Here is a 15,037-nt window from a genome sequence, read left to right as displayed (position 1 = left end):
TCGTGCGCGCGGGTCAGCCGCGCCAGGTGTCGGTGAGCGTCACGCGGCCGCTCGCCGGGACGGTCGCGGTGCGGTCGGCGCCCGTCTCCCAGGTGACGCCCGCCGCGCCGTCCCAGCGGCGGACGTACTTGTACTGGAAGACCGTCCCTGCCGGGAGGTCGACGTCCGCGCGCCACACGGGGTAGCTGCCGGAGCCGAGGCGTACGGCGCGGGCCGGGTCCCAGGAGCCGAGCTGCGGGACACTGCCGACGACGTAGACGTTCTCGCCCCACTGGGTCTGCGCGGTGACACCGAACGAGGCGCCGGACGCGACCGTCTCGTTCCCGCAGGCGCGGGCGCCGGTGTGGAGGGCGAGCGCCGTGTTCGGCCCGAGGGTCGCGGTGAAGCGCCCGGAGCCGTCGACCGTCACGGTGCGGTCGCTCTGGACGTCGCAGTACGTGCCCGCCGCGAGGGACGAGTCGAAGGTGCGGGTGAGGGACGAGCCCTCGTGGTTGACCGCCACGTAGCCCCGGTCGCCGCGGCCGAAGGCGATGGCGTCGTTCCCGTTGTCCCACCAGTCGGTGACGGCCTGACCCGCCGTGGCGTTGCGGAAGGCGACCATGCTCTCGATCTCGGGCCAGGCGTGCTGGCACGTCCAGCCGTCCTGCCAGCAGGCGTTGACATGGCCGTCCGAGGGCGGCCCGGCGTCGTGGTCGCTGAACTCGTAGCCGGAGTGCACGTCGGGCGCGCCGTAGGGCCAGGCGAGCATGAAGACGTTGGCGAGGGTGTAGTCGGCGCCGCTGCGGTAGGTGAGGGTGGAGCCGTTGCGCTCGGTGTCGTGGTTGTCGACGAAGACGGCGGCGCCGCCGCCGGGGAGGTAGCCCCAGCCCTCGCCGAAGTTGCGCAGGTAGGCGAGGTTCTCGTTCTCGAAGACGCGCTTGAGGTCGCGGCCGTAGCGGAACTCCTGCACGTCCCCGTTGCCCGTGTACTCGGTGGGCTGGACGGCCTCGCCCGCGCCGAAGATGACCTCCTGCTTCCAGTACGGGTCGGGGTCGTCCACCAGCGCGCGGATGGCGGCGAGGTCGTCGGCGGCGATGTGCTTGGCCGCGTCCACGCGGAAGCCGGCGACGCCGAGGCTCAGCAGGTCGTTCATGTAGTCGGCGATGCGCTGGCGGACGTACTGCTTGCCGGTGTCGAGGTCGGCGAGGCCGACGAGTTCGCAGACCTGGACGTCGTAGCGGTCCTGGTAGCTGGCGATGTCGCGGCGGCAGGTGTGGAAGTCGCCGTCGCCGTAGGGGGCGTTCGGGTAGGAGTACTTGGCGTACGGCGAGCCGCCGGTGCCGGTGCCCGCGCCGGTGGCGGCCGACATGTGGTTGACGACCGTGTCCACGACGACGCCGACGCCCGCGGCGCGGCAGGTGTCCACCATGGCGCGGAACTCGTCCCGGTTGCCCAGCCTGCTGTCGATCCGGTAGCTGACGGGCTGGTACGCGGTCCACCACTGGCCGCCCTGGATCTGCTCCTGGGGCGGGGAGACCTGGACGAAGCCGTAGCCCGCCGGGCCGAGGCGGTCGGTGCACTCGCGGGCGATGGAGGGGAAGTCCCAGTTCCACAGGACGGCGGTGACGTCCCGTTCGCCGGGCGGCGCGGCCTGCGCCGCCGGTGCGGTGGCGGTGAGGGAGACGACGGACCCTGCGGCGGCCAGCAGTCCGGCGAGGACGGCGCGGCCCGCCATGGTGAGGGCGCCGCGGCGGTGGGGGGCTCTCGGTCTTCTGCGCATGGGGCTCCTCCGGTGCGGCTCGGCTGGAGAGTGGGGAACCGGCTCTTGCTGCAAGAGATTTCACGGGGGACCGTAGGACCGCCCGGGAGAGCGGTCAAGGGCCCGCGCGGGGAGGGGAAAGCTGCGCGTCAGAGGTTCCGCAATGCCTTGTGGAAGATCTTGCACGCGCGGTGACGCCGCTGCCGCCCGGGGTTCACGCTCGGGGCGCCGCCTTGGCCGTGGAGCCGCGCACCACCAGCTCGGGCTGGAACACGAATTCGGTGTGCTGCACCAGGCCGCCGACCTCCTCCAGCAGGGAGCTGACGGCCGCGCTCGCCATGGCGCGCACGGGCTGGCGCAGCGTGGTGAGCGGCGGGTCGGTGAACGCGAACAGGTCCGAGTCGTCGTACCCGATCACCGACACGTCGGCCGGCACGTCGAGGCCGCGCTGCCGCACCGCGCGTATCGCGCCGAGCGCCATCATGTCGCTGCCGCAGACGACGCCGGTGCAGCCCGCGTCGAGCAGGGACACGGTGGCCGCCTGGCCGCCCTCGACGCTGAACAGCGTGTGCTGCACGAGGCCCGCGTCGCCCGTCTCGGCGAGGAAGCCCGCGACCTTGCGCTGCACGGGCACGAAGCGGCGCGGGCCCACGGCGAGCCCGATCCGCTCGTGCCCGAGGGCGCGGAGGTGCTGGACGGCGATGCGGGTGGCCGCCGCGTCGTCCGGCGAGACGAAGGGCGCGCTGACGCGCGGGTTGAAGCCGTTGATCAGGACGAACGGGACGCCCCTGCCGCTCAGCCGCGCGTAGCGTGCCGGGTCGGCGGTGGTGTCCGCGTGCAGCCCGGAGAGGAAGACGATGCCGGTGACGCCGCGTTCGACCAGCTGGTCCACGAGTTCGTCCTCGGTCGCGCCGCCGGGCGACTGGGTGCACAGCACGGGCGTGTAGCCGTGCCCGGCGAGCACCTGCTCGATGACCTGGGCGAACGCGGGGAAGATCGGGTTGGTCAGCTCGGGGATCACGAGCCCGACCAGGCCCGCGCTGCGCTGCCGCAGCCGGACCGGCCGCTCGTACCCCAGCACGTCGAGGGCGGCGAGGACCCGCTGCCTGGTGGCGGCGGCGACGCCCGTCCTGCCGTTGAGGACGCGGCTGACCGTCGCCTCGCTGACCTCCGCCTGCTGGGCGATGTCGGCGAGGCGGGCGGGCCCGGCGTGCCGCTGGTGGGGGACGCGCGCGGCGTCGGGCCCGCCGCCCTGGCTCACTCCTGCCACCAGACGGTGGTGTCCGCGGGCAGGAGTCCGGCGGAGAGCGCGTCCGTGCCGGTGACGGTGTCGGTCGCGGTGTCGTGGCCGGTGCCGCTGACGAGGAGGGCCTTGCCGGTGGCGAGCAGGGCGGAGACGTCGGCCGGGGCCCCGCCGGTGTTGACCGCGCAGACGAACGCCGTGCCGTCGGCGGCCCGGCGGCGGAACGCGAGGACCCCGGCGGGCGCCTCCAGCCACTCCACGTCGGCGCCCGCGCCGAGCGCCGGGTGCGCGTGCCGCACGGCGAGGGCCGCGCGGTACAGCTCCAGCGTGGACGCCGGGTCGCCGGTCTGCTCCGCGACGGACAGGCCGCCCCACCCGGCGGGCTGGGGCAGCCAGCTGCCGCCGTCGCCGAAGCCGTACGAGGAGCCGTCCGGCGTCCAGGGGATGGGGACGCGGCAGCCGTCGCGCAGCCCTTCCTGCCCGTCGCCCGAGCCGTCCTCGTGCGCGCCGCGCCGCAGGAACGCGGGGTCCTGCCTGGCGTCGTCGGGCAGGTCCTCGACCTCGGGCAGGCCCAGTTCCTCGCCCTGGTAGACGTACGCGGAGCCCGGCAGGGCGAGCATCAGCAGGGTCGCGGCGCGGGCGCGGGCGAGGCTGCCGCCGAGGCGCGTGCGGTGGCGTACGACGTCGTGGTTGGACAGCACCCAGGTGGTGGGGGCGCCGACCGGGCGCATGGAGTCGAGGGAGGAGTCGATGACCTCGCGCAGGGCGAGGGCGTCCCACGGGGTGTTGAGGTAGTGGAAGTTGAACGCCTGGTGCAGCTCGTCGGGGCGGACGTACAGGGCGGTGCGGCCCGCGTTGGGCGTCCATGCCTCGGCGACGCCGATGCGCTGGCCGGGGTACTCGTCGAGGATCTGGCGCCAGGAGCGGTAGATCTCGTGCACGCCGTCCTGGTCGAAGAACGGGAGGACCTGGGTGCCGAGCAGCTTGAGCTGTCCCGGGTGGCCCATGTCGGGGAGCCCGGCGGCCTTGACGAGGCCGTGGGCGACGTCGATGCGGAAGCCGTCCACGCCCATGTCGAGCCAGAAGCGCAGCAGGGAACGGAACTCGTCGCGCACCGCCTGGTTGTCCCAGTTGAAGTCGGGCTGCTCGGGCGCGAAGAGGTGGAGGTACCACTCGCCCGGGGTGCCGTCCGGGTCGGCGACGCGGGTCCAGGCGGGGCCGCCGAAGATGGACTCCCAGTCGTTGGGCGGGGCGTCGCCGTTCTCGCCGGTGCCCGGCCGGAAGTGGTAGCGGTCGCGCAGGGGCGAGCCGGGGCCTTCGCGCAGGGCGCGCTGGAACCACTCGTGCCGGTCGGACGAGTGGTTGGGCACCAGGTCCACGATGACGCGCAGGCCGAGGCGGTGGGCGTCCCTGATGAGGGCGTCGGCGTCGTGCAGGTCGCCGAACATGGGGTCGATGGCGCGGTAGTCGGCGACGTCGTACCCGGCGTCGGCCTGCGGGGACGCGTAGAAGGGGCTCAGCCAGACGGCGTCCACGCCGAGGTCCGCGAGGTGGGGCAGGCGGGCGCGGACTCCGGCGAGGTCGCCCATGCCGTCGCCGTTGCCGTCGGCGAAGGAGCGCGGGTAGACCTGGTAGATGACGGCGTCGCGCCACCAGTCGTGGGCCTGGTCCTGGGACCGGCCGGGGCCGCTGGTGGGCTGCGGGCGGTCGGCGAGGTGCTGGGTCATGTCGTCCCTGTGGGTGCTAGCTGGTCGTCGGTCGGTGCGGGGCGGTCCCGGGCCCGGAGCGCGGGTGGTGCTCCGGGGCCCGGCGGTGCCTCATGCCTTGGTCGAGCCGGCGGTCAGTCCCGCTTGCAGGTGGCGCTGCGCGTAGCCGAACACGAGGGTGGCGGGTACGGCGATGAGGACGGCGGCGGCTGTCATGAGGTGCCAGTCCTGGGTGTGCTGGTTCACGAACGTCTGGAGGCCCCCGGCGAGGGTGAGGTTCTCCTCGCCGGTCATGAAGGCGGTCGCGTAGGCCACCTCGGCCCACGCGGTCACGAAGGTGTAGAAGCCGGTGACGGCGAGGCCAGGACGGGCCAGCGGCATGATGAGCCGCCAGAACGTGCCGAACGGGCTGAGGCCGTCGACGCGTCCCGACTCGTCGATGGAGACGGGGACGGTGTCGAAGAAGCCCTTCATCATCCAGGCGCAGAAGGGCACGGCGATCGTCAGGTAGGTGACGACGAGCGCGACCGGCTGGTTGAGCAGGCCGTAGCGCGACATCAGGTTGTAGAGGGGGACGATCAGCACGGCGACCGGGAACATCTGCGTGATCAGCAGGGTCCACATCAGCGGGCGCATGCCGGGGAAGCGGAAGCGGCTGAGCGCGTAGCCGGTGGTGGAGGAGATGAGCACGCCGATGAGGGTCGTGACGACCACGATCAGCAGGGAGTTGCCGAACCAGGTGAGGAACTCGGTGTCGTTGATGACGTGGTCGTAGTTGCCGAGCGTGAAGTCCGAGACGATGCTCAGCGAGAACGTCTCGCTCTTCGGCTTGAACGAGGTGACCAGCAGCCAGAACGGCGGGAACACCGCGATGAACGCGGCGGCCAGCAGTCCGGCGTGCAGGCCGATCGAGGCGGCGCGGCCGCGTTCCCCGCGCCTGCGGGGCGGGCGGCCCCGCTGCCCGGCGGTGGCGGCGGGCCCGGTGGGCGGGGGCCCGGCGGGGCGTGCCTGTGCCGTGTCGGTGGCCATCGTCACCACACCTCTCCCTGCTTGCGGAGCGCCTTGCGGTAGGCGATCGCGAACAGCACCAGGAGCAGGAGGATGAGGACGCCCCAGGCGGCGGAGTTCGCGAAGTCGCGGGGGCTGGAGACGAAGGCGAGCCGGAACGCCTCGGTCACCAGGATGTCGGTGGAGCCCGCCGGACCGCCGCGGGTCAGCAGGAAGATCACCGGGAACATGTTGAAGGTCCAGACGGTGCTGAGCAGGACCACCGTCATGGCGACCGGGCGGATGCCGGGCAGCGTGATGTGGGTGAAGCGCTGCCAGGCGTTCGCGCCGTCCATCTCGGCCGCCTCGTACTGCTCGGCGGGGATGGACTGGAGGGCGCCGAGCATCGCGATGAGCATGAACGGGACGCCGAGCCAGACGTTGACGCCGATGACGGCGACCTTGGCCCAGGTCGGGTCGGACAGCCACGGGACGCCGTCGATGCCCGCGTTGTCCAGGACGCCGTTGAGGATGCCGTTGCGCTCGTTGAAGAGCATGCGCCAGGCGAAGACCGACACGAAGGCGGGGATGGCCCAGGGCAGGATCAGCGCCATGCGGTAGAGGGTGCGGCCCCTGAAGGCGCGGTTCAGCATGGTGGCCAGCGTCAGGCCGAGGGTGAACGTGATGCCGACGCAGGCGACCGTCCACACCACGGTCCAGCCGAGGCGGTCCCAGAAGGCGCCGTCCTGGAGGATGTCGCGGTAGTTGTCGAGGCCGACGAACTCGTAGGTCGCCTCGATGTGGTTGACCCCGATCTGCCGCTCGACGTTCGCCTCGTCGGCGTCGGTGAGGGACAGCCAGATGCCGCGTACGAGGGGCCAGCCGATGATCGCGCCGATGACGGCGACGACCGGGGCGACCATGGCCCACGCGTACCAGTAGGTGTTCAGCCTCCTGCGCAGGCGGCCGGGGGGCGCGTCCGCACGGCGGCGCGGGCCGCGGGCGCTGTGCGCTTCCGCGGCCCGGGCCGGGACCGTGCTGGGCGGGGTGACGGCGTCAGCCATGGTCCGCTCCGCCTCACTGCCAGTCTTCGAGGAGGTCGCGGTAGGCCTCGCCGGTGTCGGCGGCGGCCTCGGCGGGGGACGCGGAGCCGGTCAGCATGGCCTGGACGGAGATCCGCAGCGGCTCGAACAGCGACTGGGCCTGCGGGATCCAGGGGCGCTCGTGCGCCACGTCCACGGCGGGCTTGAAGAACTGGACCATCTCGTTGGCCTGGACGGACTCCGCGTCGTAGACGGACGCGCGGGTCGGCAGGAGGCTCAGCTCCTCGGTGACGCGCTGCTGGGTGGCGGCCGAGCTCATGTAGCGGACGAACTCGAAGGACGCGTCGGCCTCGGGGGTGCCCGCGTACACGCCGTAGTTCCAGCCGCCGAGCGGGGAGGCCTGGGTCTGGCCGCCGGCCGGGACCGGGGCGACGCCGAGGTCCTCGCCGAGGGCGGCGGTGGCGTCCGCGATGGCCCAGGGGCCGTTGACCATCATGGCCACCTCGCCGTCGGCGAAGGTGGACATCATGTTCTCCCAGCCGTCGCTGGTGTCGGTGATGGCGGCGCCGGAGTCGATCAGGGACTGCATGCGCGCGAAGGCCGCGACACCGGCCTCGTCGTCGATGGTGACGCGCTGGGCCTCGGCGTCCACCATGTCGCCGCCCTCGCCGTAGAGGAACGGCAGGAACCAGTACGGGTCGTCGCCGCGCACGTACAGCGGGGTGGCGCCGACCGCGTCGAAGGCGTCGGTGGAGGCTTCGACGTCGTCGAGGGACTCGGGGACCTCGACGCCGGCCTCCTCCAGCAGCGCCCGGTTGTAGAAGAGCGCGAGGGTGTCGGTGACCTGCGGGACGGCGTACGTCTGGCCGTCGAACTGGGTGCTGGCCCAGGCGGTGGGGAGGAAGTCGTCCTCGTTCTCGACGGCCGCGGTGCCGTCCAGCGGGTAGAGGTAGCCGAGGCTGGCGAAGTCCGCGACCCAGGCGACCTCGGTGCGCATGACGTCCGGCGCCTCGTTGGCCGCGGCGGCGTTCTTGAAGCGGTTCTGCGCGTCGTCGAAGCCGACGTTCACATAGTCGACGGTGACGCCCGGGTGCTCGTCCTCGAAGGCCTCGGCGACGGCCTGGAAGACCTCGGCCTCGGTCTCGTTGGACGTGTCCCAGAAGGTGACCGTGCCGGACAGTTCGCCGCCGGCCGAGCCGCCGCCGTCCCCGCCGCCGTCCCCGTCGTCACTGCCGCAAGCCGTTGCGGCAAGCGCCAGGGCCGCCACCACGGCCGTCGTCCCTATGCTGCGTCGCATGTGAACTCCCTCAAGCATTCCGCCCGTTTCGGGGGCATTTCCACCCTATGCGCCGCGCCGGTGCGGCGCCGGGCCGAGGAGGAACGTAACAGCGGGGCAATCTTTTGGAAAGAGCTTGCGGCAACTTTCTGCAAGGCGCCCGCCCAAGGTCCCGTTCACGCTCACGCCCTGACCTCCCCACGTGTGGAAACCGGCCCGGGAGCCGGTCACCGCACGGGTCGCGGCGGCACATGGACAGACCGGAAGAGCCGGACAGGGCATGGAAGAACTTGCACACCGGCTGCAAGGGGTGAACGCCCACATTCCGGCACACTTCTCCCGCCACGGTGGGCAGCGCCGGTCCTGCCCGGTACAGTCCCGGTCTGTGACCGCGCGGCTAGCTGACATCGCAGCACAGGCGGGGGTCAGCGAAGCGACCGTCAGCCGTGTCCTCAACGGCAGGCCCGGCGTCGCCGCGGCCACCCGTGACTCCGTCCTGACCGCCCTCGACCTGCTCGGCTACGAGCGGCCCGCCCGGCTGCGGGAGCGCAGCGCGGGCCTCGTCGGGCTGATCACCCCGGAGCTGGAGAACCCGATCTTCCCGGCCTTCGCCCAGGTCATCTGCCAGGCACTCACCCGTCAGGGTTACACCCCCGTCCTCGCCACCCAGACGCCCGGCGGCTCGACCGAGGACGAGCTGACCGAGATGCTGGTCGAACGGGGCGTCTCCGGCATCCTCTTCATCTCCGGGCTGCACGCCGACACGAGCGCCGACATGGAGCGGTACGAGCGACTCCGCGGGCACGGAGTGCCGTTCGTACTGATCAACGGCTGGTCGCCGCGCATCCGCGCCCCGTTCGTCTCGCCCGACGACCGCGCGGCGGTGCGGCTCGCGCTGACCCATCTCGTCTCGCTCGGCCACCGCAGGATCGGCCTCGCGCTCGGCCCGGCGCGGTTCGTGCCGGTGCTCCGCAAGATCGAGGGCTTCCTCGCCGGGATGGCGGCGGAACTGGGCGTCGGCGAGGAGGAGGCGCGCGGGCTGATCGCGCACTCCCTGTACACGCTGGAGGGCGGCCAGGCCGCGGCGGCGGAGCTGCTCGCGCGCGGCTGCACGGCCGTCGTCTGCGCCAGCGACATGATGGCACTCGGTGCCATCCGGGCGGCGCGGCAGCGCGGCCTCGCGGTGCCCGAGGAGTGCTCGGTCATCGGCTTCGACGACTCGCCGCTGATCGCGTTCACCGACCCGCCGCTCACCACCATCAGGCAGCCCGTCCCCGCGATGGGCCAGGCCGCCGTCCGCGCGCTCCTGGAGGAGATCGGCGGGACCCCGGCGCCGCCCAGCGAGTTCGTCTTCCTGCCGGAGCTGGTCGTACGCGGCTCCACGGCCGCCGCGCCCCCCGCCGCCCGCGCCTGACCGACGCGCCGCGCCCCTCCCCCGTTCGGCCCCCATCCGCGTGGGGGTGAAGACCGGACGGGAGGATGATCGGGTCGATGAACCCCTCTGGCAGACTGTGCGTCCATGGGGGAGATCAGTGTCAGGCCGAAAGATGACCGGGTGAACGCACCGAAACTGCCCCCACGGCGGGAGGAGGGGACCGCACGTCCCCAGGAACGCCCCCGGCGGCTGGCGGGACTGCGCGTACCCCGGCGGCCGAGACTGTGGTTCGAACTGCTGCTGATCGCCGTCAGCTACGCCGTGTACTCGGCCGTCCGCAACGCCGCCCCCGCCCGCGTCGAGCAGGCGCAGAACCACGCGCACTGGATCTGGGACTTCCAGGGGAGCCTCGGCCTCGACTTCGAGCTGGCCGTGAACCACGCCATAGCCGGCGTCACGTGGCTCATCGTGCCGATGAACTACTATTACGCCACGCTGCACTTCGTCGTGACCATCGGCGTCCTGGTGTGGCTCTTCCGCCGCCATCCCGGGCGGTACGGGGCGACACGGCTCGTCCTGTTCGCGACCACCGCCGTGGCCCTCGTCGGCTACTACTTCTACCCGCTCGCCCCGCCCCGGCTGATGTCCGGCATGGACTTCATCGACACCTCCAGCGTCCACCACACCTGGGGCTCGCTCTCCACCGAGGGCAGCGCCATGTCGGAGGTGTCCAACCAGTTCGCCGCCATGCCGTCCATGCACATCGGCTGGTCCACCTGGTGCGGCATCACCATCGCCGTGCTGGCCAGGCCGCTGTGGGTGAAGGTGCTGGGCGCGCTCTACCCGGTCCTCACACTGCTGGTGATCGTCGCCACGGCCAACCACTTCTGGATGGACGCCGTGGGCGGCCTCGCCTGCCTGGCGTTCGGCTACCTGGTGTCGTACCTGTGGTTCGGGCGCTGGTGCTACCGCCTGCCGCGCGACGTGGCGGACGAGCCGCCCGCGCTGCTGCGCCTGGCGCGCCGGACGGGCCTGACGGGCGACGCCGGGCGGTCCGGCAGGCGGGGCGGCCCCGGCGGCACCAGCGCCTCCGGCACGCCCGACCCGTGAGCCGCGCCGCCCCTCACGCCCCTATTCTTCGTACTCGTAGAACAGCCGCTCCACCACACCCCGCGCCCGGCGCGTGACGCGCCGGTAGTCGTCCAGCATGCGCCCGGCGGCCCCCGGCTCGTAGCCCAGGTAGCGGGCCACCGCCGCCGTCTCCCTGCCGTCGCTGGGGAACGAGTCGAGCGGGCGGCCCCTGACCAGCATCACCGCGTTCCGCACCCGGGTGGCCAGCAGCCACGCCTCGTCCAGCACCGCCGCGTCCTCCGCGCCGAGCAGGCCCGCCTCCGTGGCGGCGGCCAGCGCGGGACGCGTACGGGTGGTGCGCAGGGCGGGCAGTGCGGCGCCGTGCCGCATCTGGAGGAGCTGCACGGTCCACTCGATGTCGGACAGGCCGCCGCGCCCCAGCTTGGTGTGCAGGGTCGGGTCGGCGCCGCGCGGGAGCCGTTCAGCCTCCATGCGGGCCTTGAGGCGGCGGATCTCGCGCACCGCGTCCTCGCCCACCCCGTCCTCGGGGTAGCGCAGCGGGTCCACGAGGGCGGTGAACCGCGCGCCCAGGTCCGGGTCGCCCGCGATGGGCTCGGCGCGCAGCAGGGCCTGGCTCTCCCAGACGAGGGACCAGCGGCGGTAGTACGCGGCGTAGCTGGCGAGGGAGCGGACGAGCGGGCCGCTCCTGCCCTCGGGCCGCAGGTCGGTGTCGATGAGGAGGGGCGGGTCGCTGCTCGGCAGGCGCAGGAGGCGCGTCATCTCGGTGACGATGGCGAACGCGTCCTGCCCGGCGCGCTGGTCGCCGTCGCCGTCGCCGTCCGTGCCCAGCGGCTCGTGGACGAAGACCACGTCGGCGTCCGAGCCGTAGCCCAGCTCGTGGCCGCCGAAGCGGCCCATGGCGATGACGGCGAGGCGGCAGGCGGGCCCCTCGGGGCAGACCGCGCTGGTGGCGGCTTCGAGGGCGGCGGTGATCGTGGCGGCGTTGATGTCGGTGAGGGCGGAGCCGACCTCGTCGGGGCCCCGGTCGCCCACGAGGTCGCCCGCCGCCGTGCGGAACAGCTCGCGCCGCCGCACGCCGCGCACGGCGGTGACGGCCTGCTCGGCGTCGCCCGCGCGGCGGACGGCGGCCAGGACCTCCTGCGTGAGGGCGGCGCGCCCGCGCGGCGCGAGGCCCTCGGGGTCGCCGAGCAGGGCGACGGCCTCGGGGGCGCGCAGCAGCAGGTCGGAGGCGAAGCGTCCGGCGGACAGGACGCGCGCGAGGTTCTCGGCGGCGGCGCCCTCGTCGCGCAGGAGGCGCAGGTACCACGGGCTGCTGCCGAGGGCGTCGGAGACCTTGCGGAAGCCGAGGAGCCCGGCGTCCGGGTCGGCCGAGTCGGCGAAGCGGTCGAGGAGGACGGGCAGCAGGGTGCGCTGGATGGCGGCCTTGCGGGTGACCCCGGAGGCGAGGGCGCCGAGGTGCCGCATGGCGGCGGCGGGGTCGGCGTACCCGAGGGCTTCGAGGCGCTCACGGGCGGCGGACTGGCCGAAGCGCACCGCCTGGCCCGCGTCGAGGCGGGCGACGGCGTCGAGCAGCGGCCGGTAGAACAGCTTCTCGTGCAGCCGGCGGACGGCGGAGGTGTGGCGGCGCCAGGCGGTGGTCAGCTCCTGCACGGGCTCGCCGAGGAAGCCGAGGGAGCGGCCGAGGCGCCGCAGGTCGGCCTCGTCGGTGGGCATCAGGTGGGTGCGGCGCAGGCGGTGGAGCTGGATGTGGTGCTCGACGGTGCGCAGGAAGCGGTAGGAGGCTTCGAGGGACGTGGCGTCCTGGCGGCCGACGTAGCCGCCCGCGTCGAGGGCGGCCAGGGCGTCGAGCGTGGTGGGGCTGCGCAGCTCGGGGTCGGTGCGGCCGTGGACGAGCTGGAGGAGCTGGACGGCGAACTCGACGTCGCGCAGGCCGCCGGGGCCGAGCTTCAGCTCGCGTTCCGCCTGGGCCTTGGGCAGGGAGTCCTCGACGCGGCGGCGCATGCTCTGGACGTCGGGGACGAAGTTCTCGCGCTCGGCGGCCTGCCAGACGAGGGGGGCGACGGCGGCGAGGTAGTCGGCGCCGAGATCCGCGTCGCCCGCGACCGGGCGCGCCTTGAGGAGCGCCTGGAACTCCCAGGTCTTCGCCCAGCGGCGGTAGTACGCGAGGTGGCTGGAGAGGGTGCGGACGAGGGGGCCGTTGCGGCCTTCGGGGCGGAGGTTGGCGTCCACCGGCCAGATGGTGCCCTCGGCGGTGGTGTCGGAGCAGATCCGCATCATGCGGGCGGCCAGGCGGGTCGCGGCCTGAAGGGCGGGGCCGTCCGCGCCCTCGGGCGGCTCGCCGCCGCCGGGCGGCCGGGGCGGTTCCGCGACGAAGACGACGTCCACGTCCGAGACGTAGTTCAGCTCGCGGCCGCCGCACTTGCCCATGCCGATGACCGCGAGGCGGCAGGCGGCGGCGTCCTCGGGCGCCTCGTCGGCGGCGAGGCGCAGGGCGGTGCGCAGGGTGGCGGTGGCGAGGTCGGCCAGTTCGGCGGCGGTCTCGGCGAAGCCGCTCGTGCCGGTGAGGTCGCGGGCGGCGATGGTGAGGAGCGCGCGGTGGTAGCGCACGCGCAGCGCGTCGGGGTCGGCGGCCGGGGCGAGGGCGGCCTCGAACTCGGCGGTGCCGGGGTGCAGGTCGGCCCGTTCGAACGCGACGAGGGCCTGCCAGTGGTCGGGGTGGCGCGCGAGGTGGTCGCCCAGGCCCTCGGACGCACCCAGGACGGCGAGCAGCCGGTCGCGCAGCGGCTTGGCGGCGAGGAGGGTGTCGAGGAGCCTGGCCCGGTCGCCGTCCGGCTGCGCCTCCACGAGGCGGAGCAGGGCGCGCAGCGCCAGGTCCGGGTCGGCGGTGGCGCCGAGGGCGTCGAGGAGGACGCCCTGCCCGCCGACGGGCCCGAGGGCGGGGTCGTCCAGGAGCCGCGCGGCCGTCCGCACGTCGGTGAATCCCCGGCGCAGCAGCTGTCCCGATCTGCTGTCCCGCCGTCCCTCGACCGGCACGGATGGACCATCTCCTTCCACGGCGACGGCCGTCACGGCCGGTCCGACCCGCGCGGATCCCGTCAGCCGCGCCCGCCCTAGAGCGTACGCCGTCACGTCCCGGCAGGGCCGGGGGGCGGGAAGCCCCCCGGCGGCGGGGACTACAGCACCGGGAGGCTCTTGCGCAGTTCGAACGCGGTCACCTCGGAGCGGTACTCCTCCCACTCCTGGCGCTTGTTCCGCAGGAAGAAGTCGAAGACGTGCTCGCCGAGCGTCTCGGCGACCAGTTCGCTGTGCTGCATGAGGTTGATGGCCTCGCCGAGGTTCTGCGGGAGGGGCTCGATGCCCAGCGCGCGCCGCTCGTGGTCGGTGAGCGCCCAGACGTCGTCCTCCGCGCCGGGCGGCAGCTCGTACCCCTCCTCGACGCCCTTGAGCCCGGCGGCGAGCAGCACGGCGTAGGCCAGGTACGGGTTGGCGCCCGAGTCGAGCGAGCGGACCTCGATGCGGGTGGAGCCGGTCTTGCCCGGCTTGTACATCGGGACGCGGATCAGGGCCGAGCGGTTGTTGTGCCCCCAGCAGATGTACGAGGGCGCCTCGCCGCCCGCGCCCGCCGTGCGCTGCGTGCCGCCCCAGATGCGCTTGTAGGAGTTGACCCACTGGTTGGTGACGGCGGAGATCTCGCCCGCGTGCCTCAGCAGCCCGGCGATGAACGAGCGGCCGACCTTGGACAGCTGGTACTCGGCGCCGGTCTCGTGGAACGCGTTCCTGTCGCCCTCGAACAGCGACAGGTGGGTGTGCATGCCGGAGCCCGGGAACTCGGAGAACGGCTTCGGCATGAACGTGGCCTGCACGCCCTGTTCGAGCGCGACCTGCTTCATGACCAGGCGGAACGTCATGATGTTGTCCGCCGTCGAGAGCGCGTCGGCGTAGCGCAGGTCGATCTCCTGCTGTCCCGGCGCGCCCTCGTGGTGGGAGAACTCGACCGAGATGCCCATGGATTCGAGCATGGTGATCGCCTGGCGGCGGAAGTCCATGCCGATGTTCTGCGGGGTGTGGTCGAAGTAGCCGGACGTGTCGGCGGGCGTGGGGCGCGTGCCGTCCACGGGCCGGTCGTTCAGCAGGAAGAACTCGATCTCGGGGTGGGTGTAGAACGTGAAGCCGAGGTCGGAGCTCTTGGCCAGCGCGCGCTTGAGCACGTAGCGCGGGTCGGCGTAGGAGGGCGAGCCGTCCGGCATCAGGATGTCGCAGAACATCCGCGCGGTGCCCGGCGATTCGGCGCGCCAGGGCAGGATCTGGAACGTGCTGGGCGCGGGCTTGGCGATCATGTCGGACTCGTGCACGCGCGCGAAGCCCTCGATGGCCGAGCCGTCGAAGCCGATCCCCTCGTCGAACGCCTGCTCCAGCTCGGCCGGGGCGACCGCGACGCTTTTCAGGAAGCCCAGCACATCGGTGAACCACAGGCGCACGAAACGGATGTCCCGCTCCTCAAGCGTTCGGAGCACGAACTCCTGCTGCTTCTCCATTTCCACACCCATCCTCGCTGGTCAAGACGGCTCTGTCCCCCC

10 protein-coding genes are annotated in these 15,037 nt (G+C 73.0%); 2 read left to right on the top strand and 8 right to left on the bottom strand.

Annotation, left to right across the window (positions count from 1 at the left end; translation table 11 throughout):
• Positions 1–13 precede the first annotated feature (13 nt).
• The 6 genes from ACIBPC_RS05095 to ACIBPC_RS05070 form a co-directional block, all read right to left on the bottom strand.
• Complete coding sequence (locus ACIBPC_RS05095) at positions 14–1,714, bottom strand: carbohydrate-binding module family 20 domain-containing protein (protein WP_398841776.1); 1,701 nt, start codon at positions 1,712–1,714, stop codon at positions 14–16.
• Between the two features lie 238 nt (positions 1,715–1,952).
• Positions 1,953–2,999 (bottom strand): LacI family DNA-binding transcriptional regulator, encoded by a 1,047-nt coding sequence (locus tag ACIBPC_RS05090; protein ID WP_398841774.1) that lies wholly within the window; start codon positions 2,997–2,999, stop codon positions 1,953–1,955.
• Positions 2,996–4,708, bottom strand: a complete 1,713-nt coding sequence (locus ACIBPC_RS05085) for a glycoside hydrolase family 13 protein (protein ID WP_398841374.1) — start codon at positions 4,706–4,708, stop codon at positions 2,996–2,998. Before ACIBPC_RS05085 ends, ACIBPC_RS05090 begins: the two co-directional genes overlap by 4 nt.
• Before the next feature lie 90 nt (positions 4,709–4,798).
• Positions 4,799–5,716, bottom strand: a complete 918-nt coding sequence (locus ACIBPC_RS05080) for a sugar ABC transporter permease (RefSeq protein ID WP_398841372.1) — start codon at positions 5,714–5,716, stop codon at positions 4,799–4,801.
• Positions 5,717–5,718: 2 nt separating this feature from the next.
• On the bottom strand, positions 5,719–6,738 hold the full coding sequence (locus tag ACIBPC_RS05075) for a carbohydrate ABC transporter permease (protein WP_398841371.1): 1,020 nt from the start codon (positions 6,736–6,738) through the stop codon (positions 5,719–5,721).
• 13 nt (positions 6,739–6,751) lie between these two features.
• Positions 6,752–8,014: an extracellular solute-binding protein gene (locus tag ACIBPC_RS05070; protein WP_398841369.1), complete on the bottom strand. Its 1,263-nt coding sequence runs from the start codon at positions 8,012–8,014 to the stop codon at positions 6,752–6,754.
• A 364-nt stretch (positions 8,015–8,378) separates the two neighbouring features.
• On the opposite strand from ACIBPC_RS05070, the gene ACIBPC_RS05065 reads away from it, so the two are divergent.
• The gene (locus tag ACIBPC_RS05065) at positions 8,379–9,407 is read left to right on the top strand and encodes a LacI family DNA-binding transcriptional regulator (protein WP_362963502.1); all 1,029 of its coding nucleotides are present in this window, start codon (positions 8,379–8,381) and stop codon (positions 9,405–9,407) included.
• Positions 9,408–9,512: 105 nt separating this feature from the next.
• Positions 9,513–10,478, top strand: coding sequence for a phosphatase PAP2 family protein (locus tag ACIBPC_RS05060; RefSeq protein ID WP_362963504.1), 966 nt, complete (start codon positions 9,513–9,515; stop codon positions 10,476–10,478).
• 21 nt (positions 10,479–10,499) lie between these two features.
• Here the strand turns inward: ACIBPC_RS05060 and ACIBPC_RS05055 are convergent, their stop codons facing one another.
• A complete protein-coding gene (locus tag ACIBPC_RS05055; protein ID WP_362963506.1) occupies positions 10,500–13,493 on the bottom strand; it encodes a bifunctional [glutamine synthetase] adenylyltransferase/[glutamine synthetase]-adenylyl-L-tyrosine phosphorylase in 2,994 nt (997 codons plus the stop codon).
• 140 nt (positions 13,494–13,633) lie between these two features.
• A complete protein-coding gene (gene glnA, locus ACIBPC_RS05050; protein ID WP_052849456.1) occupies positions 13,634–14,995 on the bottom strand; it encodes a type I glutamate--ammonia ligase in 1,362 nt (453 codons plus the stop codon).
• Positions 14,996–15,037 lie beyond the last annotated feature (42 nt).

The organism is Streptomyces sp. NPDC049879, from assembly GCF_044461265.1.
In the GTDB taxonomy this organism is placed as follows: Bacteria; Actinomycetota; Actinomycetes; order Streptomycetales; family Streptomycetaceae; genus Streptomyces.
This window is presented reverse-complemented; position numbering and strand designations above follow the sequence as displayed.

Bases quoted from the DNA above. Each gene is read 5' to 3' on its own strand.
- ACIBPC_RS05095 (WP_398841776.1), bottom strand. From the start codon at position 1,714: ATGGCGGGCCGCGCCGTCCTCGCCGGACTGCTGGCCGCCGCAGGGTCC.
- ACIBPC_RS05085 (WP_398841374.1), bottom strand. From the start codon at position 4,708: ATGACCCAGCACCTCGCCGACCGCCCGCAGCCCACCAGCGGCCCCGGC.
- ACIBPC_RS05080 (WP_398841372.1), bottom strand. From the start codon at position 5,716: ATGGCCACCGACACGGCACAGGCACGCCCCGCCGGGCCCCCGCCCACC.
- ACIBPC_RS05075 (WP_398841371.1), bottom strand. From the start codon at position 6,738: ATGGCTGACGCCGTCACCCCGCCCAGCACGGTCCCGGCCCGGGCCGCG.
- ACIBPC_RS05070 (WP_398841369.1), bottom strand. From the start codon at position 8,014: ATGCGACGCAGCATAGGGACGACGGCCGTGGTGGCGGCCCTGGCGCTT.
- ACIBPC_RS05060 (WP_362963504.1), top strand. From the start codon at position 9,513: ATGGGGGAGATCAGTGTCAGGCCGAAAGATGACCGGGTGAACGCACCG.
- glnA (WP_052849456.1), bottom strand. From the start codon at position 14,995: ATGGAGAAGCAGCAGGAGTTCGTGCTCCGAACGCTTGAGGAGCGGGAC.